This window comes from Calidithermus roseus (assembly GCF_003574095.1).
GTDB classification, from domain to species: domain Bacteria; phylum Deinococcota; class Deinococci; order Deinococcales; family Thermaceae; genus Calidithermus; species Calidithermus roseus.
Map to the genome: position 1 here is coordinate 33196 of NZ_QWLA01000011.1, position 25701 is coordinate 58896.

The 25701-nt window shown below is 67.2% G+C and carries 26 protein-coding genes and 1 tRNA gene; 8 read left to right on the top strand and 19 right to left on the bottom strand.

The annotated features are described in order from the left end of the window. The 11 genes from nuoK to Mrose_RS04540 all read right to left on the bottom strand — a co-directional run bounded on the left by nuoK (position 1) and on the right by Mrose_RS04540 (position 9604). Positions 1-291, bottom strand: a complete 291-nt coding sequence (gene nuoK, locus Mrose_RS04490; protein WP_119276229.1) for an NADH-quinone oxidoreductase subunit NuoK — start codon at positions 289-291, stop codon at positions 1-3. Further along, positions 288-836, bottom strand: coding sequence for an NADH-quinone oxidoreductase subunit J family protein (locus Mrose_RS04495; protein ID WP_119276230.1), 549 nt, complete (start codon positions 834-836; stop codon positions 288-290). The genes nuoK and Mrose_RS04495 overlap by 4 nt, the downstream gene beginning before the upstream one ends. Next, on the bottom strand, positions 833-1432 hold the full coding sequence (nuoI, locus tag Mrose_RS04500; protein ID WP_119276231.1) for an NADH-quinone oxidoreductase subunit NuoI: 600 nt from the start codon (positions 1430-1432) through the stop codon (positions 833-835). The genes Mrose_RS04495 and nuoI overlap by 4 nt, the downstream gene beginning before the upstream one ends. Then, the gene (gene nuoH / locus Mrose_RS04505; RefSeq protein ID WP_119276255.1) at positions 1429-2427 is read right to left on the bottom strand and encodes an NADH-quinone oxidoreductase subunit NuoH; all 999 of its coding nucleotides are present in this window, start codon (positions 2425-2427) and stop codon (positions 1429-1431) included. The genes nuoI and nuoH overlap by 4 nt, the downstream gene beginning before the upstream one ends. Then, the gene (locus Mrose_RS04510) at positions 2420-4792 is read right to left on the bottom strand and encodes an NADH-quinone oxidoreductase subunit G (protein WP_119276232.1); all 2373 of its coding nucleotides are present in this window, start codon (positions 4790-4792) and stop codon (positions 2420-2422) included. The genes nuoH and Mrose_RS04510 overlap by 8 nt, the downstream gene beginning before the upstream one ends. A 12-nt stretch (positions 4793-4804) precedes the next feature. Beyond that, the gene (nuoF, locus tag Mrose_RS04515) at positions 4805-6124 is read right to left on the bottom strand and encodes an NADH-quinone oxidoreductase subunit NuoF (protein WP_119276233.1); all 1320 of its coding nucleotides are present in this window, start codon (positions 6122-6124) and stop codon (positions 4805-4807) included. Next, entirely contained in the window at positions 6121-6672 is a 552-nt protein-coding gene (locus Mrose_RS04520) for an NADH-quinone oxidoreductase subunit NuoE family protein (RefSeq protein WP_119276234.1), read from the bottom strand. The genes nuoF and Mrose_RS04520 overlap by 4 nt, the downstream gene beginning before the upstream one ends. A gap of 60 nt (positions 6673-6732) precedes the next feature. Beyond that, positions 6733-7896 carry an NADH dehydrogenase (quinone) subunit D gene (gene nuoD / locus Mrose_RS04525; RefSeq protein WP_245969558.1) on the bottom strand — a complete coding sequence of 388 codons (1164 nt, stop codon included), beginning with the start codon at positions 7894-7896 and terminating at the stop codon, positions 6733-6735. Between the two features lie 95 nt (positions 7897-7991). Beyond that, positions 7992-8618, bottom strand: a complete 627-nt coding sequence (locus tag Mrose_RS04530; RefSeq protein ID WP_119276257.1) for an NADH-quinone oxidoreductase subunit C — start codon at positions 8616-8618, stop codon at positions 7992-7994. A 9-nt stretch (positions 8619-8627) separates the two neighbouring features. After that, positions 8628-9167 (bottom strand): NuoB/complex I 20 kDa subunit family protein, encoded by a 540-nt coding sequence (locus Mrose_RS04535; RefSeq protein ID WP_119276235.1) that lies wholly within the window; start codon positions 9165-9167, stop codon positions 8628-8630. A gap of 71 nt (positions 9168-9238) precedes the next feature. After that, positions 9239-9604, bottom strand: a complete 366-nt coding sequence (locus tag Mrose_RS04540) for an NADH-quinone oxidoreductase subunit A (protein WP_119276236.1) — start codon at positions 9602-9604, stop codon at positions 9239-9241. A gap of 295 nt (positions 9605-9899) precedes the next feature. Between Mrose_RS04540 and Mrose_RS04545 the strand changes: the two genes are divergently transcribed. Together Mrose_RS04545 and Mrose_RS04550 are read left to right on the top strand one after the other, a co-directional pair. After that, on the top strand, positions 9900-11027 hold the full coding sequence (locus Mrose_RS04545; protein ID WP_119276237.1) for a beta propeller repeat protein: 1128 nt from the start codon (positions 9900-9902) through the stop codon (positions 11025-11027). Next, the gene (locus Mrose_RS04550) at positions 11024-11290 is read left to right on the top strand and encodes a MoaD/ThiS family protein (RefSeq protein WP_119276238.1); all 267 of its coding nucleotides are present in this window, start codon (positions 11024-11026) and stop codon (positions 11288-11290) included. Before Mrose_RS04545 ends, Mrose_RS04550 begins: the two co-directional genes overlap by 4 nt. A gap of 1 nt (position 11291) precedes the next feature. On the opposite strand, the gene Mrose_RS04555 is transcribed toward Mrose_RS04550, so the two are convergent. From Mrose_RS04555 to Mrose_RS04565, 3 genes are all read right to left on the bottom strand, one after another. Then, positions 11292-12437, bottom strand: coding sequence for a phenylacetate--CoA ligase family protein (locus Mrose_RS04555; protein WP_119276239.1), 1146 nt, complete (start codon positions 12435-12437; stop codon positions 11292-11294). 101 nt (positions 12438-12538) lie between these two features. Beyond that, positions 12539-13120, bottom strand: a complete 582-nt coding sequence (locus Mrose_RS04560) for a TetR/AcrR family transcriptional regulator (protein ID WP_182482669.1) — start codon at positions 13118-13120, stop codon at positions 12539-12541. Positions 13121-13296: 176 nt separating this feature from the next. Beyond that, positions 13297-13617, bottom strand: coding sequence for a TFIIB-type zinc ribbon-containing protein (locus tag Mrose_RS04565; RefSeq protein WP_119276241.1), 321 nt, complete (start codon positions 13615-13617; stop codon positions 13297-13299). 256 nt (positions 13618-13873) lie between these two features. Here Mrose_RS04565 and hemA point away from each other — a divergent pair, with 256 nt between their 5' ends. The 6 genes from hemA to hemL all read left to right on the top strand — a co-directional run bounded on the left by hemA (position 13874) and on the right by hemL (position 20222). Next, positions 13874-15133 (top strand): glutamyl-tRNA reductase, encoded by a 1260-nt coding sequence (hemA, locus tag Mrose_RS04570; protein ID WP_119276242.1) that lies wholly within the window; start codon positions 13874-13876, stop codon positions 15131-15133. After that, positions 15130-16047: a hydroxymethylbilane synthase gene (hemC, locus tag Mrose_RS04575; protein ID WP_119276243.1), complete on the top strand. Its 918-nt coding sequence runs from the start codon at positions 15130-15132 to the stop codon at positions 16045-16047. The genes hemA and hemC overlap by 4 nt, the downstream gene beginning before the upstream one ends. After that, positions 16038-16781, top strand: coding sequence for a uroporphyrinogen-III synthase (locus tag Mrose_RS04580; RefSeq protein ID WP_119276244.1), 744 nt, complete (start codon positions 16038-16040; stop codon positions 16779-16781). The genes hemC and Mrose_RS04580 overlap by 10 nt, the downstream gene beginning before the upstream one ends. A gap of 1 nt (position 16782) precedes the next feature. After that, entirely contained in the window at positions 16783-17760 is a 978-nt protein-coding gene (hemB, locus tag Mrose_RS04585) for a porphobilinogen synthase (protein WP_119276245.1), read from the top strand. A gap of 3 nt (positions 17761-17763) precedes the next feature. Continuing rightward, the gene (gene hemE / locus Mrose_RS04590; protein WP_119276246.1) at positions 17764-18822 is read left to right on the top strand and encodes a uroporphyrinogen decarboxylase; all 1059 of its coding nucleotides are present in this window, start codon (positions 17764-17766) and stop codon (positions 18820-18822) included. A gap of 95 nt (positions 18823-18917) precedes the next feature. Beyond that, positions 18918-20222 carry a glutamate-1-semialdehyde 2,1-aminomutase gene (gene hemL / locus Mrose_RS04595; RefSeq protein WP_119276247.1) on the top strand — a complete coding sequence of 435 codons (1305 nt, stop codon included), beginning with the start codon at positions 18918-18920 and terminating at the stop codon, positions 20220-20222. Between the two features lie 113 nt (positions 20223-20335). Here hemL and Mrose_RS04600 read toward each other — a convergent pair whose 3' ends face one another. From Mrose_RS04600 to Mrose_RS04620, 5 genes are all read right to left on the bottom strand, one after another. Beyond that, positions 20336-21502, bottom strand: coding sequence for a trans-sulfuration enzyme family protein (locus Mrose_RS04600; RefSeq protein WP_119276248.1), 1167 nt, complete (start codon positions 21500-21502; stop codon positions 20336-20338). Positions 21503-21505: 3 nt separating this feature from the next. Beyond that, positions 21506-22591: a 5-(carboxyamino)imidazole ribonucleotide synthase gene (locus tag Mrose_RS04605; RefSeq protein ID WP_119276249.1), complete on the bottom strand. Its 1086-nt coding sequence runs from the start codon at positions 22589-22591 to the stop codon at positions 21506-21508. 11 nt (positions 22592-22602) lie between these two features. Further along, a complete protein-coding gene (locus Mrose_RS04610) occupies positions 22603-24687 on the bottom strand; it encodes a putative bifunctional diguanylate cyclase/phosphodiesterase (RefSeq protein WP_182482670.1) in 2085 nt (694 codons plus the stop codon). Positions 24688-24988: 301 nt separating this feature from the next. Then, positions 24989-25477 carry a 5-(carboxyamino)imidazole ribonucleotide mutase gene (purE, locus tag Mrose_RS04615; RefSeq protein ID WP_119276251.1) on the bottom strand — a complete coding sequence of 163 codons (489 nt, stop codon included), beginning with the start codon at positions 25475-25477 and terminating at the stop codon, positions 24989-24991. A gap of 98 nt (positions 25478-25575) precedes the next feature. Continuing rightward, positions 25576-25651: transfer RNA gene (locus Mrose_RS04620), tRNA-Gly, on the bottom strand. Between the last annotated feature and the right edge of the window lie 50 nt (positions 25652-25701).

Here is a 25701-nt window from a genome sequence, read left to right on the forward strand (position 1 = left end):
TTAGCCCCTCAGCCCCCTCAGCTCATCGACGCCGGTGGTCTCCCGGCGGCGGAAGATGGCCACAATCAGCCCCAGCCCCACCGCCACCTCGGCGGCGGCAATGGCGATGACGAAGAGCGTCACCACCTGGGCATCCAGGCTGCCCCACTGCCTAGCGAAGGCGATGAGGGCCAGGTTGGCGGCGTTGAGCATGAGCTCGATGGAGAGAAACACCAAAATCGCGGTGCGCCTCGAGAGCACCCCATAGGCCCCGATGGTGAAGAGGAGGGCAGAAACCACCAGCCAGCTCATCGTTCGACCAACTCCTTCTCCTCGGCGGCGGGCTTCCTGGCCTCCGGCACGATGCGCTCGGGCTCCACCAGCACCACCGCGGCGATGGTGGCCACCAGCAACAAGAAACCCACCAGCAGCAGGGCGTAGAGCCATTTTTCGGGGCCGTACAGCAGGGGCCCCAGGGCCTGGGGCAGACCCCCGTTCAGGACGCCGGGGTTGGCGGGGGCGCTGAAGCGGCTGAGGGCGTAGATCAGCACCCCTGCCAGCGCGGCGGAACCCAGAATGGCCGGGACCTGCAACCCCGGCAGGAGGTCTTTGCCCACGTTGGCCTGCGCCGCCGAGAGCAGCATGATCACGAAGAGGAACAGCACCACGATGGCCCCGGCGTAGACGATGACCTGGGTCATGGCCACGAAGCGGGCCTCGAGCCCCACGTAGACCGCGGCGATCACCAGGAAGTTGGCGATGAGGGCCAGCGCGGCGTGCACGGCGTTGGAGGCGCGCACCACCACCAGCGCGCTGAGCAGCAGCAAAGCCGCCGCGAGCAGCTCGACCAAGCTCATCTCTCCCCTCCTGCTTTGTCTATCCCTAGCTGCCGCGCGATGGAGGCGTAGCTGGGGTCTTTGGCCTTCGGCGCGTCGAGGCCCTCGAGTTCGGGCCGCACGTAGGGCACCGCGTAGCCCCGCCTGATCGGCTTGCCGGTGTAGGAGGCCTCGCGGCGCTGGGGCTTGGTGCCCTGTACCTCGACGAGCATGTCCTCCTTGGAGTAGACGAAGTCGGAGTAGCGGTAGTCGGCCATCTCGAAGTCGTAGCCCATCACCACCGCGCCGGTGGGGCAGGCTTCCTCACAAAGGCCGCAGAAGATGCAGCGCAGCATGTTGATCTCGTAGACCCTGGCGTAGCGCTCGCCCGCGCTGACGGGATTTTCAGGGTCGTTCTCGGCGGCCTCGACGTAGATGGCATAGGCCGGGCAGGCCGCCGCGCACAGGCTACAGCCAATGCACTTCTCGAGGCCGTTGGGGTGGCGGGTGAGGACGTGCCGCCCGTGGAAGCGTGGCTTGAGGGCCACCGGGGCCTCGGGATAAGAGACCGTCACCGGCCTGGAGAACAGCGCCTTGAGGGTGATCCCCAGGCTCTGGGCCAATGCAGTCAGGCTCATGCTTTACCTCCGTTGAGCGCCACGTAGAAGGCCACCACCAAGAACCACACCAGCGCTGCCGGGAACAGCCGGCCCCAGCCAAAGCGCATGAGCTGGTCGTAGCGCAAGCGGAACCAGGTGGCGCGGATCCAGATGAAGAAGAACAAAAACAGCGCGATCTTGAGGAACATCCACAAGTAGGGGATGTCGGGGATGAAGCCCGGCATCTTCCAGCCGCCGAGGTAGATGGTGGGGATCAGCGCCGAGGCGGTGATGAGGTGCACGTACTCGGCCATCTGGAACAGCGCCCACTTGATCGAGGCGTACTCGGTGCTGTAGCCGCCCACCAGCTCCTGCTCGGCTTCGGGCAGGTCGAAGGGGGTGCGGGCAGCCTCGGCCATCGAGGCGATGGTGAAGAGCACGAAGGCCGGGAACATCGGCAAGATCAGCCAGACGTGCTTGTCCTGCCACTCCACGATGTCCTGCAGGTTCAAGGAGCCCACCAGCATCACCGGGGCCAAGAGGCTCATGCCCAGGGCCAGCTCGTAGGAGATCAGGGCCGCCGAGGAGCGCAGCGAGCCCAGCAGCGAGTACTTGGAGTTCGAAGCCCACCCGGCCAGGAAGATGCCGTAGACCGCCATCTCGCTCACGGCGAAGAGGTAGAGGATGCCCACGTCGAGGTTAATCACCCAGGGGTCGAAGCCGAAGAAGGCCCCCTTGGGACCAAAGGGGATCAGCCCGAAGCCCACCAGCGCGAAAGTGATGGCGATGACGGGGGCCAGCACGAAGACCACCTTGTCGGCCTTGGTGGGCACGATGTCTTCCTTGAGGATCGACTTGATGGCGTCGGCCAGGGGCTGCAGCAGGCCCATCGGCCCCACCCGGTTGGGCCCCCAGCGCACCTGGAAGCGCGCCAGCAGGCGGCGCTCGATCAGGGTCATGTAGGCGAATGCGGTCAGCAGGCCGAACACCACCAGAAAAGCCTTGATGCCGACCATCCACAATGGATCAGTCATGGGCACCCTCCACCGGAGCCAGCACCCGGGCCGCCAGGCTGCGGCCCGACCAGGCCCCCAAGGCAGGCAGATACATTACCCCTGCGGGCAGGCCGGCCACAACCCTCACCGTGGCCCGCTCGAGCCCCGCCGGACTCTCGACTTCGACCACCGCGCCGTCGATGAGGCCGTTTTCCCGCGCGGTCTCGGGGCTGGCTTCCAGGCAGACCTGCACCACCCTGGCCACCGCCCCCACCAACTGCTCGCGCCGCCACATGCTGGGGCGCAGGTAGAGCGAACCCGTGGAGGCCGGGCTGCTGAAGCTGGCGGCCTTGCCCGCCCACAGGCTGCCCACAGGGGGAAGCTTGTACTGGTCGTGCAGGGTCTTGGCGGCCTGGCGCACCAGCCGCACCGGGGGCTTGAGGCCCGCCGCTTCGGCCAGCAGGGCCAGCGCGGCCACCGCCCCGTCGGCTTCGCCGTTGTTGATGGCCGCGGGCTCTACGGGCAACACCCGGCCCTCGAGGTTGACGGTCTGGCCGCGCTTCTCGTAGGCAGTCTGATTGGGCAGCACCACGTCGGCGTAGCGCTCGGCCAGGGGGCTGCGGTGGGTCAGGTGCAGCACCCGGAAGCCGGTGGCCTTGAGCTGCTCCTCGGTAGGAAGGAAGCCGTAGTAGGCAGCCTTGAGGCCGCTCTGGGTCCAGCCCAGGCCGCCCTTGCCGGGGTAGAGGCCCAGCGACTCCAGGCCCCGCGCGTTGGCCGCCGGGGTCATGCACATCACCTTGGCCCCGTACTTTTCGGCCAGGGCTCTGGCTTTGGCCGCGGCCAGGGGGTCGTTGAGCACGGCGGCGCCCAGCACGATCACAGCCTTGCCGGCCTCGAGCCTGCTCCGAGTCCAGGCGACGGCTTCAGAGCTGACGCCATCGGGCACGGCCTGGCTCTGGCCCAGCAGGGCGGACAGCAGCGCGGCCTCGGCCCCCGGCGCGTGCACACCCGAGACGAAGGCCCACTTGGCCAGCCGGGCGGGATAGGCGCTGAAGAGGGCCATCTTCTCCAGGCGGCGCTCCATGCGCTCCTTGATGTTGAGGTCGGCGAAGGGCGTGCCGTGGTTGAGCACAGCGGCGGGCTTGAGCCCCCGGCTGAACTCCGACAGACGCAGGTGGACGGTGGGGGCTTCCTCGCTGGGGTCGCCCAGCACCAGCACAAAGCTGGCATCGAGCAACTCGGCGAAGGTGGTGGCGGGGAAGGCGGTGGCGGGGCTGTTGGTGCGGCCCTGGAAGTCGCGGTGAGGGGTGCCTAGCGCCCCGGCCAGCTCCACGGCGGCCAGGCCCTCCTCGAGGGTGGCGTTGCCACCGAGGTAAAGGCCGATCTCGTGCTTGGCAACCCCGGCCAGCCCAGCCTTGATGGCGGCGAGGGCCTCCTCCCAGGTGCTCTCGACCAGCCTGCCCTCGCGGCGCACCAGCGGGCGGGTGAGGCGGTCCTGGCCCACCCACTCGTGGCCGAAGCGGGCCGCGTCGGAGATCCAGGTCTCGTTGACCTCGCGGCGCTCGGCAGCGCGGATGCGCTCGAGCACCCCGCTGCGGGTATCGACGATGATCCCCGCCCCCGAGGCGTCGTCTAAGGAGGTGGTCTCGGTGGAGTCGTACTCCCAGTTGCGCGCGCGGAAGCGGGCGGTTTGGTCCAGCAGCGCGCCTACCGGGCAGATGTCCACGATGTTGCCGGTGAAGTTGGAGGGCAGCCCGTCGTCTTCGGTGTTGATGAAAGTGTGCACGCCGCGCTCGATGAAGTCGAGCACCTCGTCACCGGGGACCTCCTCGAAGTAGCGCACGCAGCGCTTGCAGTGGATGCAGCGCTCGCGGTCGAGCACGATGAACTCCGAGAGCGAGTGGTGCTTGTCCACGTGCCTGCGGGTCATCTCGTAGCGGGTGTACATGGGAAGTTCCATGGGGTTGGGGTGATAGAACTTCTCCACCAGCCCGTACTCCACCGTGCGGTCTTGCAGCTCGCAGGCCCCGCCTTTATCGCAGGTGGGGCAGTCGAGGGGATGGTTGAAGAGGGTGAGCTCGACCATCCCCGACTGGGCGTGCTTGACCTCGTCGGAGAGGGTGTCGATCACCATGCCATCGGTCACCGCCGTGATGCACGAAGCGACCAGCTTGGGCATCCAGAAGATCTTGGGGTTGCCCTTTTCGTCGAGGATCCAGTTGCCATCGGGTCCCTTGCGCGGGCTGCCGGTGCGCACCAGGCACATGCGGCAGGCGCCTATGGGCGAGAGGTGCTTCTCGGCGCAGAACAGTGGCACGTCGTAGCCCGCGTGGAATATCGCGTCCATGGCGGAGGTTCCGTTGGGGACCTCGACCACGCGATCGTTTACAGTCACTTTAGCCATCCGTCACCCCAATCAGGCCCAGCGGCTTCCCACCCGCTCGAGCACCTTCTTGTTCTCCACCACGTCCACGAACTGGTCACGGAAGTGCTTTAAGCTGCCGCGCACCGGCCAGCAGGCCGCGTCGGCCAGGGCGCAGAAGGAGCGGCCTTCGATCTGGTTCAAGAGGTCTTCGAGCAGTTCCACGTCACCTTTCTCCCCCTGCCCCGTGCCCATTTTCTCGAACAGGCGCACCATCCAGCCCGAGACGCCCTCGCGGCAGGGGGTACACTTGCCACACGACTCGTGACCGTAGAAGCGGGTCACGTTCCACATGGCGTCCACCATGCTCATGCTGGCGGGGATGCCAATGACCCCGCCCGTGCCCAGCAGCGAGCCCTTGGCCGCGATGGATTCGTAGTCCATGGGGGTGTCGAGGATCTCGTCAGTCCAGGGCAGCGGCGGGCAGGAGGAGCCGCCGGGGATGATGGCCTGGATAGGCTCAGTGGGGCCCCCGGCCCAGTCGTAGAGCAGCTCGCGGAAGGTGGTGCCCAGCGGCAGCTCGTACACGCCGGGGCGTTTGAAGGGCCCCGACACCTGGAAGAGCTTGTGGCCCTTCGACTTCTCGGTGCCCATGCTGGCGAACCAGTCGGCCCCGCGCTGGATGATGTGGACCGCGCTGCACAGCGACTCGACGTTGTTGATGGTCGTGGGCTTGCCCCACAGTCCGGCCTGGGCCGGGAAGGGCGGCTTCATGCGCGGGTTGGCCCGCAGGCCCTCCAGGGAGTTCATCAGCGCCGTCTCCTCACCGCAGATGTAGGCCCCGGCCCCCCGGTGCACGTAGAGGTCGAACTCGAAGTCACTGCCGAAGAGGTTCTTGCCCAGGTAGCCGCGCTCGCGGGCCTCCTTGATGGCCGCCGTCACGCGGTCGTAGGCCCGGCGGTACTCCCCGCGGATGTAGATGTAGCCCTTGGTAGCCTGGATGGCCAGCCCCGCGATCATCATGCCCTCGATGAGCTGGTGGGGGTCGTCCTCGAGGAGGTAGCGGTCTTTGAAGCTGCCCGGCTCACTCTCGTCGGCATTGCAGACGATGTAGTGCTGCTTGCCGGTGTTCTTGGGCATGAAGCTCCACTTGAGGCCGGTGGGGAAGCCCGCCCCCCCACGCCCACGCAGCCCAGAGCGCTTGACCTCCTCGATCACCGCGTCCTGGCCCATGGCGATGGCCTTCTGGATGGCCTGGTAGCCGCCGTGCTCGAGGTAGTAGTCCAGCGTCCAGGATTTGTCCTTACCCACGTGCTTGTACAGCGTCACTTCGAAGCGGGGGTCCTTGCCCGAGACAATGGGTCCGTCGCTCATGCGCCCACCTCGTCACCACGGTTGTGCACCACGTGCCCGATCTTGCCGGGAAGCTGGATCTCCTCCAGGCGCTTGCCCTGGCGCAGCCCCTCGAGCAGGGCGCGCAGGCGAGCCTTGGTCACGCACTCCACGTAGGGCTCGTCGTTGATCTGGATCACCGGCGCGGTGTGGCACGAACCCAGGCACTCCACCTTCTGGATGCTGAAGAGCCCGTCGTCGGTCACGTCGCCGCGCAGGATTTGCAGCTCGTTGACCAACTCGTCCCACAGCTCGTCGGCCCCGCCGATGGCGCAGGAGAGCGTGGCGCACACCTGGATGTGGTACTTGCCAGTGGGCAGGGCCTGGTAGTAGCTGTAAAAGCTCATCACCCCGGCCACCTCGGTGGCGGTGGTGCCCACCAGCCGCGCGATCTCCTCCTGGCGCTCGGGACTGATCCAGCCCTCGTCCTGCTGAACCCGGCGCAGCAGGGGCATCAAGGCCGCGCGGCGCTCGGGGTACTGGCTGAAGACCTCAGCCAGCCAATCCTGTTTGTCGTCGAAGAATCCCATGCAACCTCCGGTTGCGCCCAGCGCCGCACGCCGCGAAAGGCGTCGGGCGCTGGGCGTTTGTCATCGATCCACGTCCCCCATCACCGGGTCGAGAGAAGCGATCACCGCCACCATGTCGGCCACCTGCACGCCCTTGCAGGCGTAGGAGAGCGACTGCAGGTTGACGAAACTGGGGGCGCGCACCTTGACGCGGTAGGGCATCGAGCCGCCGTCGGAGACGATGTAGTAGCCCAGCTCACCCCGCGCACTCTCGGTGGGCACGTAGACCTCGCCCAAAGCGGGGTGGAAGCCCTCGGTCACCAGCTTGAAGTGATAGATGACCGCTTCCATCGAGGTCTCCAGCAGTTCTCTGGGCGGCAGGGAGACCTGGGGGTTGGGGTCGCGGATGGGGCCGGGGCCGAGGCCCTCGAGCCGCTCCACGGCCTGGCGGATGATCTTGACCGACTCGCGCATCTCGAGGATGCGGATGACCATGCGGTCGTAGACGTCGCCGCCCTGGAGCACGGGCACGTCGAAGCTGTAGCTCTCGTAACCGGCGTAGGGGTAGGCCTTGCGCACGTCGTAGTTCACGCCGCTGGCCCGCAGACTGCCGCCGGTGAGCGAGAGGTTGATGGCGTCCTCGGCGGGGATCACCGCCACCCCCTTGGCCCGCTCGTAGAAGATGGGGCTCTCGCGGAAGAGCTTCTCGTACTCGTCGATACGGTGGGGCATGACAGCGAGGAACTTCTTGACCTCGCTGAGGAACTCCTCCGGCAGGTCCTCCTTGAGGCCGCCGACGCGGATGTAGTTGTGGTGGAAACGCTGGCCCGAGACCCACTCGAAGAGGTCGAGCAGCGCCTCGCGCTCGCGGAAGGCGTAGAAGAAGGGGGTGAGCGCGCCGAAGTCCAGCAGGCCCGTGCCCAAGAACACCAGGTGGGAAGCGATGCGGGAGAGCTCGTTGAGCATCACCCGGATGACCTGTGCCCTGGGGGGCACCTCGGCCCCTACCAGCTTCTCCACGGCCAGGGCATAGGCCAGGTCGTGGGCGAAGGAATGGAGGTAGTCCATACGCGGGGTGTAGGTGATGCACTGCGTATAGGTGCGGTTCTCCATGTTCTTCTCGAAGCCGGTGTGCAGGTAGCCGATGTGGGGGGTCAGGCGCAGGATCTGCTCACCCGACAGATCGACGACCACGCGCAGTACGCCGTGGGTGGAGGGGTGCTGCGGCCCGACGTTGAGGGTCATGATCTCCGACTTTAGCTCGGGCGCGCCCTGGATGTCGGTGCCGAAGCTGGTCTTGGAGTGCAGCTCGTCGTCGGGGCGGATGGGCTCTTTGAGCATCAGTTACCCCCTTCCTTCGCTACCTTCTGGATCTCCTCGAAGACGTCCCGGTAGCCCTTGCGGCTGCCTCCACGCCAGCCGGTCATGCCGGCCTTGTCACCGGAAAGCCCGGCCCGGAAGGCGTCGGGGTCGATGAAGCGGCCTTCCTTGAAGAGGGTGGGGGTCTCGCCCAGCGGGAAGTCCTTGCGCAGAGGGAAGCCCTCGAGGTCTTCGGGGGTGAGGATCTTGCGCAGATCCGGGTGACCCTCGAACTTGATGCCGAACATGTCGTAGACCTCGCGCTCGAGGAAGTCGGCCCCCATCCAGAGGTCGGTGAGCGTGGGCAGCACCGGGTTGCTCTCGGGGACGAACACCCTCACGAAGAAGCGGCTGCCGTCGCCGCTCCTGTAGCCCGGCAGCGACACCAGCTCATAGACCACGCAAAAACGCTCCGCCTTCTTCTCGGGGTACTTCAGGTAATCGATGCCGACGATGTCGGCGAGGTAGTTGAAGCCCTGGGTCTTCCAGGCCTCCATCTGGGCCTTGAAGAGGGTGCGGGGCAGGGTGACCCAGGTGTTGCCATGAGCCTGCTCCACCGGCCAGCCGTGGTTCTTGGCCTGCTCGAGCACCTGCTGCAATCGTTGCATCACTCCTCCTTAGCGCTTCCAGGCCTCGACCGGAGGCAGCCTGCGCCCCAGGTCGTCGCGGGCTTGGCCCCGGATCTTCTTCTGAAGCTGCATCACCGCGTAAATCAGGGCCTCGGGGCGGGGCGGGCAGCCGGGCACGTACACGTCCACCGGAACCACGCTATCGACGTTCTGCACGATGGCGTAGTTGTTGAACATGCCCCCCGAGCTCGCACAGGCCCCCATGCTAATGACCCACTTGGGGTCGGGCATCTGGTCGTAGACCCGCCGCATCACCGGGGCCATCTTCTTCGACAGCCGCCCGGCCACGATCATCACGTCGGCCTGGCGGGGCGAGGCCCGGAAGACCTCGGAGCCGAAGCGGCTGAGGTCGTTGCGGGCATCGGTAGAGGCCATCATCTCGATGGCGCAGCAGGCCAGCCCGAAGGTCGCGGGCCACAGGCTGTTGGAGCGCCCCCAGGCCACCAGCTTCTCCAGCGTGGTGAACAGGATGCCCTCGTTCTCGAGCTCCTGCACGTCTTTGGTGAACAAATCTGCAATCGTCGGCATTCAGTTTCCTCCGGGAACGTCCAGAGTCGAGGGCCGAGGCAGGGGCCCCCGACCCTCAACGCTCGACCCTCCTAGCGCCACCTCATCACACCCTTCCACCACTCGTAGACGAAGCCCACGAACAGCAGCACGGTGAAGATCAACAGGCCCACGAAGCCCGCGATCCCCAAAGACCCGGCGCTCACGGCATAGGGCCACAGGAAGGCCACTTCCACGTCGAAGATGATGAAGAGCATGGCCACGGCATAGAAATGCACGGGGAAACGCTTGACTTCCCCGGCTGGATCGTTGCCCGACTCATAGGGCATCAGTTTAGCGCGGCCCGGTTTCTTCGGGCCCAGCGCCGCTCCTACCACCACCGCCAGGATGCCGATAGCCAGCGCGACGGCGATATAGACCAGGACCGCCAGGTATTCACTGCCAGGTGACGCTGTCATCCGCTTCTTGCCTCCTCGCTCGTGCCTCAGTTCACATGACCAAACGCAAACCGAGAACACTACGCGTTTTTATCTGGCCTAGTTTACACCTTCACATGCACCTCACAAGCCGTGGAGGGTTGCAATACCCGGACAGCGCAGTGCCCTGCTCGGTCTGCGGCAATGCCTCGATCTCGAGCGGCCTCACCACCCCACGGCACAGTACCGAATCGGGAACGGCTATTTTACTTTTGACTTATTTCATGAACCACGTTATGTTAATACTGAAATCAATTCTTCGCGGGGAGGGTGGTTCATGAGGATCAGGCTGCTGGTATCGACACAGAAGGGGCTATACGTTCTGGGGCAACAGGGGGAGGGCTGGGCGCTGAGCCAGCCGCTGCGCTTCGGCGAGATCATCAGCGACGCGGTGATGGACCCGCGCCCCGGATCCCGGATGGTGGTGGCGACGCGCACCGGGCACCTGGGCCCTACGGTGGTGTGGTCGAACGACGAAGGCGCGACCTGGCAGGAAAGCCGCAAGCCACCAGCCTTTCGAGCAGGCAGCGCGCGCTCGGTGGACACGGTGTTCTGGCTGACGCCCGGCCATCCCCACCAGCCCGGCGTGTGGTGGGCCGGTACCGCGCCTCACGGCCTGTTCAAATCGCAGGATGGCGGCGAAACCTGGGAAGAAGTTGCTGCGTTCACCGAGTACATCGCCGAACTCAACCAGCGCGAGGGGTACGCGGGTTTTTTGGGGGAAACCCCCGGCGGGGCCCTCACCCATTCCATCCTGGTCGATCCTAGAGACCCCGAGCACCTCTACGTGGGGCTCTCCACGGGGGGGGTTTTCGAAAGTCAGGACGGAGGGAATAGCTGGGCCCCGCTCAACCAGGGCCTCGAGGCCGACTTCCTGCCGCCCCCCAGCAACGGTCCCTATCACCTCTACGGTCAGGATCCCCACCGCATCGTGATGCACCCCCTCGAGCCCGACCGCCTCTACCAGCAGAACCACTGCGGGGTCTACCGCCTCGACCGCCGCGAGGGCCTGTGGCACCGCGTGGGCCGCAACCTGCCCCCGGAGGTAGGGGACATCGGCTTTGGCGTGGCGGTCCACCCTACCGACCCCGACACGGCCTACGTCTTCCCCATGGACGGCACCAGCGTCTGGCCGCGCACCTGCCCCGAGGGCCGCCCCGCGGTCTACCGTACCCGCGACGCGGGCTGTAGTTGGGAAGCCTGTCGTGAGGGCCTGCCAGAGCGGGCTTGGTGGACGGTGTTCCGCCAAGCCTTGAGCATCTATCCCTCCGATCCCCCCAGCCTCTTCTTCGGGACTACCTCGGGCGAGGTCTGGGGCAGCCTGGACGGTGGGGAACGCTGGAGCAGCCTGGCCGCCCACCTGCCGCGCGTGCTCTCGGTCCGCCCGGTGGGGGCTTATCAATGAAGGTCTGGTTTTCCTCGCACTTCCGCGAGTACACCGGCGGCCAGGCCGAGGTCACGCTCGAGGCCCCCACCCCCACCCTGGCCCACCTGATCGCCACCCTCGACCAGCACTACCCCGGCCTCGCCTTCCGCATCGTCGATGAGCAGGGCCGCCTGCGGCCCCACGTCAACCTGGTGGTAGACGACGCCTTCGAGCGGGACCTGTCGCGGGCGCTCGAGGCCAGCAGCCGGGTGGGAGTGGTGGCTGCGCTCAGCGGGGGTTAGCTCAACCAAAGCGCTTATCCACCAGCGGCGGCCCCTCCAGCGCCGGGTCTGCCTCGAGCCCGTCGAACTTCAGGCCGGTGGCCCGGCGCAGGGCGTCCTCGAGGCCGGGTGGAACCGCTGCCGCCTTGAGCCGCAGGTAGAGCCGGTCGGTGCCACCCTCGCCCCGGTCGACCACCACCTGGGCCCCACCGCTGCGGGGGTCGAGGCCGAAGGCCATCAGCAGCGGGGCGAGTTCGGTGGGGTAGAGCTTGACCCCCTTGACCTTGACCATCAGGTCGGTGCGGCCAATCACGCCCCTGGGCAGCACGGTCTGCCCATCGACCCGCTGGGCTATGGCCAAGTCGCCCGTGCGGAAGCGAATCATGGGCATGAGGGTGCGCGAGAGCGCCGTGACCACCAGTTCGCCCTTCTCGCCGTCGGGGGTGGGCTCCAGGGTCTCGGGGTCGAGCACCTCGATAATCGCCATCTCGGGAATCTCCACCAGGCCCTTTTTCTCCAAGCCTTCCCCGGCCACCACGCCGAGTTCGGAGGTTCCGTAGGCGTCCACGGCCACGCCACCGATTGCCGCCTCGAGCTGCTCGCGGTAGCCCGGCACGCTGGTGAAGGGCTCACCCCCGGCCAGCAGCAGCTCGAAGCGCCCCCCGGCCCGGGCGATCTTCATGGCGAAGGAAGGGTTGCAGACCAGGATTTCGAAGCCGTACTGCTGCTGAAGCTGGGCGATGCGCTCGGCGTCGCCGGGCCCGTGCGGCAACACCATGGCCCCAGCGCGCTGCAAGGCCTCGTGGAAGAGCCAGCCGCCAGCGAAGATGTGGTAACCGAAGGTCACCAAAGCCCTCTTGCCCGCCACGCCCAACCGTCGCATCTGGCCCGCGAGGGCCTGGGCCTGGTACTCCACGTCCTCGGCGGAGAGGTACTCGGGCATCCAGCCCAGGGCCGGGCTGGGGGTGAGGTGCATCAGGGCCGCGCCCTGGGGTGGGCGGGGGTTGGCCTGGATGTAGACGATCCACTCCTGGCGGGTCATCGGGGGAATCTGGGCGAGGTGCTGGGGGGTGAAACCCTGAGCGTCCAGCCCCTTCAGGCGCTCAGCGTACACAGGATGCCGCTGGGCAGCGGCGATGACTTGGCGCAGTCGCTCGAGACGGTTCATGCTTGGCTCCTCTTGTGGGCCGATTATACGCAGGAATAGCCGTGGCTTTATGGTCTGGGGGCAACGCTACAGTTGCCTCACTCCGGAAGCCCCTCTCCCAGTCATGCGAGCCCCCCTTTTCGCAGCACCTCGAGGAACGCGCCAAAAGCCGCGTTCACCCGCTCCTCTTCCCCCGTGATCAGCCAGTCGAGCAGCAAGCCCGCTATGGTCCCGACGATCAGGCTAGCCTGAGCCGGGGTGGAGCCCGGCAAGCCTTGCAGGACGAAGCCGATCCAGCCGTGGATGGCCTGCCGAGCGAAGCTCCGGTACTCGTGCTGCCCCTGCATGGCCCCCACCTCGACTTCGTAGAGCAGCCGGGCAAAAGGAGCCATGCGCGGCGAGGTGAACCAGCGCCAGAAGGCCTCGAGGGCCGCGTATGGATCGGCAGCACCGCCACTCAGCCCCTGCAAGAGGGCGCGCTGGCGCGCCTGGGCGGCTTGAAGAACCTCGGTGATGAGCTTTTCCTTGCTCTCGAAGTGGTAGATCAGCATGCGGGCGTTGGTGCCCAGCCTCCGAGCCAGAGGGCGCAGGCTCAGCCCCTGCAAGCCGTTTTCCAGCACGTAGTCCACCGCCTTCTCCAGCAACTCGGATCGCTTGTGGGGTTCGGGCTGACGGCCCATGCCCACCAGCGTAACATCCGTCACATCGTTCTCTAGCGTAGGGATGCAAGGAGGGAGGCAAGGCCACGAGGACGAGGGGCTCATCGTCCCTGCGAGGCGAAGTGCCCTCCAACCCAATTTACCCCCATCCTGGGGGCCCTCACGGGAAGCGCTTTTTGGCGCCCTGACGGGAAGATGACGCAAAGCTTCTCGTGGGGTACTTAGTCGAAAAGGTCAAAGAGTTGCTCGAGCTTGCTCTTCTTACGCCGCCGCTTGTGGTCATAGTCGTAGCCGTGGTCGGTGTCGTGGGTGCGGCGGTATTCGGGGCTTTGCCGGTAGCGGGGGTCCTGCTGGCGGTAGGCCTCGAGCTCGGCCTCGTACTCCCGCTCGTACTCGCGCACCTGACCCAGTAGGCGCTCCATCTCGCCCGGATCGAGCCAGACACCCCGGCACTTGGGGCACACGTCGATGTGGACTCCGTTGCGTACGACCTCGTTCATGCCTGATTCGCATCCTGGAACGGGACAGGTGAGTAGGGGCATCGCTTACCTCCGCCCTCAATACTGAAGCAATGGCTCGAGCCCGACTAGGGAGCCGCCCCTGGTTCATAGGGGGGTTTTAAGCTACCCTGGTGAATAAATTTTTGCCGTGCAGGGCTTGCCAAGCCCAACATGCTCCTGGGGTCTTGTGGCGGGACTAATGTCCTTTGCCCCGGATTTATGGTTTCATAGTCTGTGCTGGGGTAGCTGGCGTTACTAAATCCGTTAGCGTTTTGCCCTTGCCCCGAACTCCTCGCCCATGAGCCTGTCCCACTCCTCACCCGACCGCCCGCGCCTGCTGTGCGTGGGGATCAATCACGCTTCGGCCCGGCTGGAGGTGCGTGAACGCTACGTGCTCTCCAAGCCCGCGCAGGCTCAAATCCTGATCAGGGCCAGGGAAAAACCCCCCGCTGGCCTGCAAGAAGTCGCCGTGCTCTCCACCTGCAACCGCACCGAACTCTACGGCGTGGGCGGGCCGCAGATGGACCTCAACACCCTGCTGGGGCTGCTGGGTCACGTCCAGGTGAGCCGGCGCGACTTCAGCCACCACGGTTACGCGCTCGAGGACCGCGACGCCCAGGAACACCTGTTGCGCGTGGCTGCCGGGCTGGACTCGCAGGTGCTGGGCGAGAGCGAGATCTTAGGGCAGGTGCGACAGATGTTCGAACTCGCCCGGGAGATCGGCAGCTTAGGGCCGGTGCTCTCTAAGCTGCTGCAACAGGCCCTGCACACCGGCAAGCGGGTGCGGCACGAAACCACGCTGGGCGATGGCATCCTCTCCCACAGCAGCCTGGTGGCTCGCATGCTCAACCACGAAGCCGCCACCCTGACCTCACCCACGGTGCTGATCATCGGGGCGGGCAGCATGGCCCGTTCGGCCCTGCTGAGCCTGGACCGCGCCCGCTTCGGCGCGATCTGGGTCGCCAACCGCACGCCCGAGCGAGCCGGCTTGCTGGCCGAGCAGGCCGACGCCGAAGCCATCGGGCTCGAGGCCATCGGTCAGGTCCTGCCCCACGCCGACTTCGTGATCTCGGCGGTGAGCGTGCAAAAGCCGCTGCTGTGGCCTGAGCACCTGGGCGGCACCAAGAACCCCATGGCCCTCTTCGACCTATCCCTGCCCCGCAGCATCCACCCCTCGGTGGCCAAACTGGGCCTGCGGCTGCACACCCTCGACGACCTCGAGACCATCCTCAGCGTTCACCGAAGCGAGCGCCAGGCCGCCATCCCCCAGGCTGAACGGATCGTTCGAGAAGAGTTGAACGCTTTTGCGGGCTGGCTCGAGGCCCGCGCGGTGGTGCCCACCGTCAAGGCCCTGCGGCAGCGCTTCGAGGCCCTGCGGCAGGCCGAGCTCGAGGCCCTCTCCCCCGCCGAGCGGGCCTTGGCCGAGCGCGTGACCCACCGCCTGGTGCAGAAGCTGCTGCACTCCCCCCTGACCCGCCTGCGCGAGCTGGCCGAAGAGGGGGAGGCCGAGCCCTACCGGCAAGCCCTGCACGCCCTCTTCGGGCTGGAGCAAGAATGAAGCTGGTCATCGGCACCCGCGGCAGCCGGCTGGCCCTGTGGCAGTCGGAGCACGTCGCCCGGCGGCTGCGCGAGCTGCACCCCGGCCTCGAGGTCGAGCTGCTCACCCTGAGCACCCGCGGCGACCGCGAGTTGGAGAAGGCCCTGCCCGAGATCGGGGGGAAGGGGCTCTTCACCGCCGAACTCGAGGCCGCCCTCGAGCGCGGCGAGGCCGATCTGGCGGTGCACAGCCTCAAGGACCTGCCCACCGAATTCGACCCCCGCTTCACCCTGGGAGCCGTCCCCGAGCGGGCTTCGCCTCTAGAGGCCCTCATCAGCCGCAGCGGGGCCAGGCTGAGCGAGCTACCCCCGAACGCCACCGTGGGCACCAGCAGCCCCCGCCGGGCCGCCCAGCTGCGGGCGGCCCGCCCGGACTTGCGCGTGGAGAGCTTGCGGGGCAACGTGCCCACCCGCATCCAGAAGGCCCTCGACCCCCACGGTCCCTACGACGCCATCCTGCTGGCGCTGGCCGGGCTCGAGCGCCTGGGTTTGCAGCAGCAGGTCACCGAAATCCTCCCGCCCGAGGTGGTGCTCCCCGCGCCCGCACAGGGGGCGCTGGCAGTGCAGGCCCGTGCCGGGGACGAAGCGGTGCTCGAGCTTTTGCGGCCTCTGGACCACCGGCCCACCCGCCGGGCCGTGGAGGCCGAGCGGGCCTTCCTGCGCACCCTGGGCTCGGGCTGCAGCCTGCCGGTGGGGGCGCTGGCGGTCGAGGAGAACGGCCTGCTGCGCCTGACCGGGCGCGTGCTGCGGCCCGACGGGAGCCAGGCCATCACCCACACCCTGCAGGGCGACGACCCCGAGCGCCTGGGAGCCGCCCTAGCCGAGGCCGTGCTGGCCCAGGGGGCAGCGGAGTTGCTGGAGGGCACGTGGGTCTGAAGGGCAAGCGGGTGGTGATCACCCGTCCCCTCGAGCAAAGCGGGGAATTGCGGGCGCTGCTCGAGGGGGCCGGAGGCATCCCCATCCTCTTTCCCACCCTCGCCACCGAGGCCATTCCACTCAGCACTTCCCAGCACTTCCGGCACCATACCTATGACTGGCTGCTGTTCACCAGCGCCAACGGGGTGCGCTATGGCCTGGAGTACCTGGCCGCCAGCGGGCTGGCGCTGGCTCCGAGCACCCGCATCGGGGTGGTGGGGGCGGCCACGGCTGCGGCCCTCGAGCCCTACGGCCTCAAGGCCGACCTGATCGCCCAGAAGTCCAGCGCCGAGGGCCTGCTCGAGGCCCTGCGGGCGCGTGGCCCCCTGGCCGGGCAGCGTTTCCTGCTGCTGGTGGCCGAGGAGGCCCGTGGCGAACTCTTCGAGGGCCTCAAGGCCGAGCGGGCCTTCGTCGAGCGGATCCCGGTCTACCGGACCGTCCTGGGCCATCCCAACCCCGAGGCCCTGGCCGCGCTGCGCGAAGGCTTCGACGCCGCCGTCTTTGCCAGCCCCTCGAGCGTGCGGGGCTGGGTGGCCCTGGCTCCCGGCATCGTCCCGCCCAAAGTGGTCTGCATCGGCCCCACCACGGCCCAGGCTGCGCGGGAATGCGGGCTGGGGGTAGACTGCGTAGCTGATGCCCAAAGCGCTGCGGGATTGCTCGAGGCGCTGGAGAAAGTGTTCACGGAGGTCGCTTAGGATGCCCTTTCCTGCTCAACGCATGCGCCGCCTGCGGGCCGGTGCGACCCTGCGCCGGATGGTGCGCGAGACCCAGCTCGCCCCCGACGACTTCATCTATCCCCTGTTCGTGGTCCACGGGCAGGGTGTGCGCCGCGAGATCGGCTCGATGCCGGGGGTGTTTAACCTCTCGGTCGACGAGGCCGTGGCCGAGGCCCAGGAGGTCTACGGCCTGGGCATCCCCGCGGTGATCCTCTTCGGGCTGCCCCAGCACAAAGACCCCATCGGCCTGGAGAACTTTGCTCCCGAGGGCATTGTGCAGCAGGCCATCCGGGCCATCAAGAAGGCGGTGCCCGAACTCGTGGTGATCACCGACGTGTGCCTGTGCGAGTACACCGACCACGGCCACTGCTTCGTCATCCGCGAGGGCCGCTTCGACAACGACGCCACGCTCGAGATTTTGGGCAAGGTGGTGGTCTCCCACGCCCAGGCCGGGGCCGATATCGTGGCCCCCAGCGGGATGGTGGACGGGATGATCGCCACCATCCGCTCCGCGCTCGACCGGGAGGGCTTTAGCATGACCGGGGTGATGTCCTACGCGGTGAAGTACGCCAGCGGCTTCTACGGCCCCTTCCGCGAGGCCGCCGACAGCGCCCCCGCCTTCGGCGACCGCCACTCCTACCAGATGGACCCCGCCAACGCCCGCGAAGCCCTGCGTGAGGCCCGCCTCGACGTGGAGGAGGGAGCCGATGTGCTGATGGTCAAGCCGGGCCTGCCCTACCTCGACGTGCTGCGCCGGGTGCGCGAAGCCTTCGACCTGCCCCTGGCCGCCTACAACGTCTCGGGCGAGTACAGCATGGTCAAGGCCGCTGCCCTCAACGGCTGGCTCGACGAGCGGCGGGTGGTGCTCGAGACCCTCACCGCCTTCAAGCGCGCCGGGGCTGACCTGATCCTGACTTACCACGCCAAAGACGCCGCCTGCTGGCTGCGCGAGGGCTGAACCATGAACGAGTCCGTACGCAACTCCCGCTTCCTCAAGGCGGTGCGCCTCGAGCCCACCGACGCCACGCCGGTGTGGTTCATGCGCCAGGCCGGGCGTTACATGCCCGAGTACCGCGCCCTGCGCTCCAAGACCACCATGCTGGGAGCCATCCAGGACCCCGAGCTGGCCGCCGAGATCACCCTGCAACCCATCAAGGCCTTCGACCTCGACGCGGCCATCCTCTTCAACGACATCCTGACACCGCTGATGGGGATGGGGCTCGAGCTCGACTTCGTCGAGGGCAGGGGACCGGTGATCGGCAACCCCATCACCAGCCTGGCCGACATCGAAGGGCTCATGACTCCCCCCGCCGCCGAGGCCATGCCCTACACCGCCCAGGCCATCCGGCTCGTCACCGCCGAGCTCGACGGGCGCGGCCTGCCGCTGATCGGCTTCGTGGGCGCACCCTTCACCCTCGCCAGCTACGCCGTGGAGGGTGGCGGCAGCCGCAACTACGAGAAGACCAAGCGCCTGATGTACCACCAGCCCGAAGCCTGGGCCAGCCTGATGGACAAACTGGTGCACGTGCTGGGCGACTATTTGCTCTTCCAGGTCCAATCCGGGTGCGCCGCGCTGCAGATCTTCGATTCCTGGGCCGGGACGCTCTCTCCCCGCGACTACGCCCGCTTCGTAGCCCCCTACAACGCGCGCCTCATCGCTGCGGCCAGGGAAAGCGGCGTGCCGGTGATCTACTTCAGCACCGGAACCGGAACCTTGCTGCGCGCCATCAGCGCCCTGGGCAGTGACGTGGTGGGCGTAGACTGGCGCATCGGCCTTGACGAGGCCTGGGCCCAGATCGGCTACGACCGGGCCATTCAGGGCAACCTCGAGCCCCTCCTCCTCCAGGCTCCCTGGGAGGAACTCGAGCGCCAGGCGAAGGCCGTGCTGGAGGAGGCCGGAGGCCGCCGTGGCCACATCTTCAACCTCGGCCACGGCATCCTGCCCCAGACCCCGCCCGACAACGTGGCCCGCCTGGCCGACTTCGTGCACGAGTTCAGCGCGAAGGGGGTCGTGCGGTGAGGGTGGTACGTCGTACGTCTTACGTCAAACGCCGAACGCCGATGGCCGAACGCGAAACACAATACGCCCTGACCCTTGACCCTTGACTTTCAACTATGACCAAACTCAGCCACGAACGTTCCAAGGCGCTGTTCGAAGAAGCCCAGCAGTTTATCCCCGGCGGGGTCAACTCCCCCGTGCGGGCCTTTCGCGGGGTGGGTGGAACCCCGGTGTTCATCGCAAAAGCCAAAGGTCCCTACCTGTGGGACGTGGACGGCAACCGCTACACCGACTTCGTGATGAGCTGGGGCCCGCTGGTGCTGGGCCATGCCCCCGAGGCCGTGGTCAGGGCCGTGCAGGCCCAAGCCGAGCTCGGCACCAGCTACGGCGCGCCCACCGAGCTCGAGACCCGCCTGGCCCGCAAAGTCACCGAGCTGATGCCGGGCGTCGAGATGCTGCGCTTCGTCAATAGCGGCACCGAGGCCACCATGAGCGCCCTGCGGCTGGCGCGGGCTTTCACCAAGCGCGACAAGATCGTGAAGTTCTCCGGCCACTACCACGGCCACGGCGACATGCTGCTGGTGCAGGCCGGCTCCGGCGTGGCCACGCTGGGCCTGCCCGACAGCCCCGGCGTCCCCAGGGGCGCGGCCCAGGACACCCTGACCCTCCCCTTCAACGACCTGGGCGCCCTGGAGGAACTCTTTGCCCGCTTCCCCGAGCAGATCGCGGCGGTGATCCTCGAGCCCGTGGCGGGCAACATGGGCCTGGTGCGCCCCAAGGCGGGCTACCTCGAGGGCCTGCGCCGCCTGACCCGAGAGCACGGCACCCTGCTGATCTTCGACGAGGTGATGACCGGCTTCCGCGTGGCGCTGGGCGGGGCCCAGGGCCACTACGCCGTCGAGCCCGACCTCACCACGCTGGGCAAGGTGATCGGCGGCGGTCTGCCGGTGGGGGCCTATGGCGGTCGGCGAGAAATTATGCAGTGGGTGGCTCCGGCGGGCCCCATGTACCAAGCCGGAACCCTCTCCGGCAACCCCCTGGCGATGGCCGCCGGGCTGGCGACGCTGGAGGAGTGGTCCCGCCCCGGCGTCTTCGAAGCCGCCGCCGAGGCCGCCCGCACCCTCGTCGAGGGCATCGCCAAGCTGGCCCGGCAGGCCGGGATTCCCCTCCAGACCGACCAGGCCGGCACCATGTTTGGCTTCTTCTTCACCGAAGAGCCCGTGAGCGACTACGCCTCGGCCAAGACCAGCGACGTGCAGCGCTACGCCAAGTTCTTCCACGCCGCCCTCGAGCACGGCGTCTACCTCGCCCCCTCCCAGTTCGAGGCCGGCTTCACCTCGGCGGCCCACACGCCCGAGGTGGTGGCGCAGGCGCTGGAGGGGCTCGAGGGGGCGTTCAGGTCGGTGGCCGATAGCGGATAGCCGGACGCCGGGCGCGGTCGTACGTCGTACGTCCTACGCCGTACGCCAAACGCAAAACGCAAGACGCCTTGAGCAAGGGGGGGCTGGGAAAGGATAGCTTCCTGCCTCCCGCCTCACACCGCCCCCAGCCCCCGCTCCAGGTCCGCCCGCAAGTCCTCCAGGTTCTCGATCCCCACCGACATCCGCAGGAAGCCGTCGTGCAGGCCGAGGGCTTCGCGTTCGGCGGGGGTGAGGAAGCGGTGGGAGCTGGTGGCGGGGTGGGAGAGGGTGGTGTGGGCCCCGCCCAGGCTCAAGGCCATGCGGACGTGCTCGAGGTGGTGCAGCAGGGCGTTCACGGCAGAGCGGGAGGGCTCGAGTTCGAAGGAGAGCATCGCCCCGAATCCGTTCCGCAGCACCCTCTTCGCGGTCTCGTGGTCGGGGTGGGAAGGCAGGCCGGGGTAGTGGACGCGGCGCACCTTGGGGTGGGCCTCGAGGAAGCGGGCGAGCTCGAGCGCATTGGCCGAGGCCCGCTGCATGCGCAGCTCGAGGGTGTGGGCGCCACGCACCCCCAGCCAGCACTCGTGGGGGTTGGAGACGAAGCCCATCCGCACCGCCACCGCCCGGACGGGGTCGAGCACCTCCCTGCGGCCCGCCAGCCCCCCCAGCATTACGTCGGAGTGGCCGCCGATGAACTTGGTCAGGCTCTCCATCACCACGTCCACGCCGTGCTCGAGGGGGCGGCAGTGGTAGGGCGAGGCGAAGGTGTTGTCCACCAGCACCAGCGCCCCGGCCTGGTGGGCCAGCTCGGACAGGCGGGCCAGGTCGGGGACGCGCAAGCGGGGGTTGGAGGAGGTCTCGAGCACCAGCAGCCGCGCCCCCTCGAGCTCGCGCTCCATTCCCTCCCAGTCCCCGATATCCACCGTGGTCACCCGCACCCCGAAGCGTCCCAGGTCGCGCAGCACACCCAGGGTGCTGCCGTAGAGGTCCTGCGAGGCCACCACCTTATGACCCGCCTCTAGCAGGCCCAGAAAGGCCGCGCTCAGAGCGCTCATCCCGCTAGCGCAGGCGATGGCGGCCTCGGCGGCGTGCAAGGCGGCGAACAGAGCCTCGAGCGCCCGGTGGTTGGGTGTGCCGTTGCGCCCGTAGATGGTCCCGGCCTGGCGGCCCTCGTACACCGCGTCCACCTCGTCGAGGTCGCGGAAGGTCCAGGAGGCCGACTGGTAGATGGGCAGCGAGATCGGGTCGTTGAGGGGCTTCTCGGCCTCAGCGGCGTGCAGGGCCAGGGTGGAGAGCAAGTCCATGCCCTATGCTATCGCGTCCTCCAGTGCCCTCAGCCGCGCCCCGAGTTCCTCCCAGGTATCGGCCCGCAGGTTGACGTGGCCCACCTTGCGCCCCGGACGAACCTCCTTGCCGTACCAGTGCAGGTGGGCTTCGCGGACCTCGAGGATACGGGCGAAGTCGGGCTGAAAGCCGATGAGGTTGAGCATGGCAGCGTGGCCGCGCACCTGGGTCGAGCCCAGCGGCAATCCCAGCACCGCGCGCAGGTGGTTCTCGAACTGGCTGGTCTCGGCGCCCTCGAGGCTCCAGTGGCCGGAGTTGTGCACGCGAGGAGCCATCTCGTTGGCCATGAGCCGCCCCTCGGCCTCGAAGAGCTCGATGGCCAGCACACCCACGTACTCCAGCCGCTCCAGCACCTGCCGGGCATAGTCCTCGGCCTGGGCCTGCAACTGGGGGGAGAGGCCGGGCGCGGGGGCCAGGCTCTTGCGCAGGATGCCGCCGTGGTGGTGGTTCTCGACCAGCGGATAAAAGGCCAGTTCCCCGCTTCGCCCGCGCACGGCCAGGACCGAAAGCTCGCGCTCGAATTCCACGAAGCCCTCGAGGATCAGCGGCTGCCCGCCCAGGCTGGTCCAAGCGCGCTCTAAGTCCTGCGGGCCGCGCAGCACCTCCTGCCCCTTGCCGTCATAGCCCAGGGTGCGGGTCTTGAGCACGCAGGGGAAGCCGATGCGCTCCACGCCCTGTAGCAGGTCGGCGCGAGTGGACACCGGATAAAACGGCGGGGTGGGGATACCCAGGCCCTGGAAGAAGGTCTTCTCCACCAGCCGATCCTGGGCAGCCTCGAGGGCCTGTGGCGGGGGAAAGACCGGCACACGCTCGGCCAGGAAGCGGGCGGCGGCCACCGGCACGTTCTCGAACTCGTAGGTCACGAGCTCGAGCCCCTCGGCGAAGTGGGAGAGGGCCTCCAGGTCGTCGTAAGCCCCCACCCGCAGCTCGGCCAGCTGCCCCGCTACGGCATCTTCCACGGTATCGAAAAAGCGAAAGCGCTGGCCCAGCGGATATCCCGCCAGCGCCAGCATCCGGCCCAACTGTCCAGCTCCCAGGACCCCGATCACGAAAAGGCAGTCTACCCCATGGGGCTGGGTCTTCGTGGGGCGAGGGCCAGTTGGAGGCGGCCCAGGACCGCCTGGCTGGGATACCAGGTCTCGAGGGACGCCGGCAGGTTGATCAGGTTGCCCTGAACCAGGTCGCAGCCGTTTTCCCGCAGCCACCGGAGCTGTTCGAAGGTTTCAACCCCCTCGGCTAGCACCTCGGCCTCGAGGCTGTGCCCTAGGTCGATGGCGGCCCGCACCAGCTTCTCGTCGCGGCGGCTCGATCCCAGATGGGTGATGAAGCTGCGGTCGATCTTGATGCGGTCCAGCGGCAAGCGACGCAGGTAGGCCAGCGAGGCGTAACCGCTGCCGAAGTCGTCCATCGCCAGCCGCACCCCCAGCGCCTTGAGTTCCAACAGCGCCGAGCGTACTTCCTCGGAATCGTGCAGCAGGGCGCTCTCGGTGATCTCCAGGGTCAGGCGGTGGGGCTCGAGGCCCCCGTGCTGCACCAGATGGTTGAGTTCGGTCAGGGCCCCCTTGCGGGCCACTGACTGCGCTGAGATGTTGAGGGAGAGCCTGTAGGGCAAGCCCTGCTGTTGCCAGCGCACCAATTGCCACAAGGCTAGCGAGAAGGCAGCCTGGTCAATGCGGCCAATCAGCCCGATCTCCTCGGCCAGGGGGATGAAGTCGGCGGCGTTTACCAGTTGCCCCCGGTTGCGCCAGCGCAGCAGGGCCTCGGCCTCGTCCACCACTCCGTCGGCCAGGCGTAGGAAAGGTTGGTAGTAAAACTCGAAGGCATGCTGCTCTACCGCCTCGCGCAGGCCGGCCTCGAGGCGCAAGCGCTCGTAGGTGTAAGGGCTCTTACCGGCCTCGTAGACCATCACCCGGCTGCCCGATTCCTTGGCCTGGTACATGGCGATGTCTGAAGCCTTGAGTAACTCCACGAAGCTCTGGCCGTCGTGGGGAAAACACGCCACCCCCACGCTCATCCCCAGGGCGATCTCCTGCTCGCGCAGGGTAAAGGTACCCCGCACCGCCCGCGACATGCGGATGGCGACCTGCCGAGCCTGTTCGGGGTCGGTTCCCGGCAACAAGCAGGCAAACTCGTCTCCCCCCAGCCGGGCCAGCAGGTCCCCGGAACGCAACTGCTGCGAGAGGATGGCGGCGAGTTCCACCAGCAGCTCGTCGCCCACGTCGTGCCCCAGGGTGTCGTTGATCGCCTTGAAGTTGTCGAGGTCAAAGTACAGCAAAGCCAGCGGCTGGCCGCTCGTGCGGGCAATCTCCAGGGCCTGCTCGGCCTGCTGCTTGAGGGCGCGGCGGTTGGGAAGTCGGGTCAGCTCGTCGTGGAAGGCCATGAATTCCACGTGGGCCCGCTGTCGCCTGCGCTCGCTGATATCCCGCGCCCCCACCACCACGCTCACCGGGCGGTCACCCTCGTGCACAAAATCTACGGTGGCCTCGAGCCAGACGTAGCGCCCTTCCTTGTGCCGACAACGGTACTCCACCTTGTATGAGCGCCCCTCGGCTTGGGCCTGTCTGCCCTGCTGCTCGAGCTCGCTCAGGTCGGCTGGATCGACCAGTAAATCAGCCCGCCGCCCCACCAGCTCATGCTGTTCATAGCCCAGCATGGCCTTCACCGAAGGGGTGACGTACTGCACCACCCCGTCCAGGTCAAGCAGCATCACCATATCGGTCATGGCGTCGGTGATCTGGCGCAGGGTCTGCTCGCTGCGGCGCAACGCGGCTTCGGCTTCCTTGCGCCCGTGAATGTCGTAAATAGCCCCTTGAATGAACCGGTGACTCCTCGCGGTATCAGCTCGAGCCGCCACCAGGCGCACCCAGCGTTCACCACCCCCCTTAGGGCGGATGCGGAACTCGATGTCCGTGAAATGCTCGGAGTCTTGTAGCAGTCGCGTCATCTCCTGGCGCACCCGCGGCAAATCTCGGCGGGCCAGCAGGCGAGACAGGCCAACTTGCCCTGCCAGAAACTCCTCCGGCTCATAGCCGGTGATCTGCCGCACCTGCCCGCCGAGCAGGATGGGTCGCAGGGTGTCGAGGTCGCCCTGGAAAGCGATGCCCTGAAAGTTTTCCACGAAAAGCTGGTAGCGTTCCGCCGTCAAGGTCCGCAGAAGCGTAGGGGTTCTGGGGTCAGACGGGGGCTTCGGCCAGCGACGCGCCAGGTACAGTTGAAGCAGGCCTGCTCCTATGAGGAGCATGTCGGAGACCAGGGGCGGCGACGAGCCCCAAATCAGGTGAGCAATGCCCCAACCCAGCGAGAGAATCCCCCCCACCCGCAGCCCGTACACCCCTGGATGAATATCCATCTCACCGGTTAGACCTGAACGTTACGATATAAGAACTCTAGCCCAATTGCCCGCGTTTGTGGGGTTTATGCGATCTTTATACGAAGGCGGGGTTTTCTCAGAGTCTCGGATCGGCGTGCTCGAGCACGTCCGCCGTCTGTCGGGCCCGGAATTCCTTCAAAGCCTGGGCCACCTCCGGGTACTTGTTGCCTAGGATGCTGGCCGCCAGCAGAGCCGCGTTGACCGCTCCTGCTGGTCCGATGGCCAAGGTCCCCACCGGGATGCCCGCGGGCATTTGTACGATCGAGAGCAAAGAGTCCAGGCCATTGAGGGCCCTGGACTGAACCGGCACTCCCAGCACCGGAAGGGTGGTTTTAGAGGCCGTCATGCCGGGCAGGTGGGCTGCTCCTCCCGCCCCCGCAATGATCACCTCGAGCCCCCGCGCCTCGGCGGTCTGTGCATACTCAAACAACAGGTCCGGTGTGCGGTGGGCCGAGACCACCCTGGTCTCGTAGGGGATTTGGAGGCGCTCGAGGATCTCCACCGCATGCCGCATGGTTTCCCAATCTGACCTCGAGCCCATAATCACACCGACCAGTGGGGACATGGAGGGGATTGTACCAGGGGAAGCGTTCAAAACAAAAAGCCACCCAGGGGGCTGGGTGGCGGGCGGAGATGGGGATGAAGACGACAGAGCGGAAAAAGTGGAGCGGGAGACGAGACTCGAACTCGCGACCCCAACCTTGGCAAGGTTGTGCTCTACCAACTGAGCTACTCCCGCACGGGCAGCGCTCCACTACAGGACAACATGTCACACGCTACTCGCCGCAC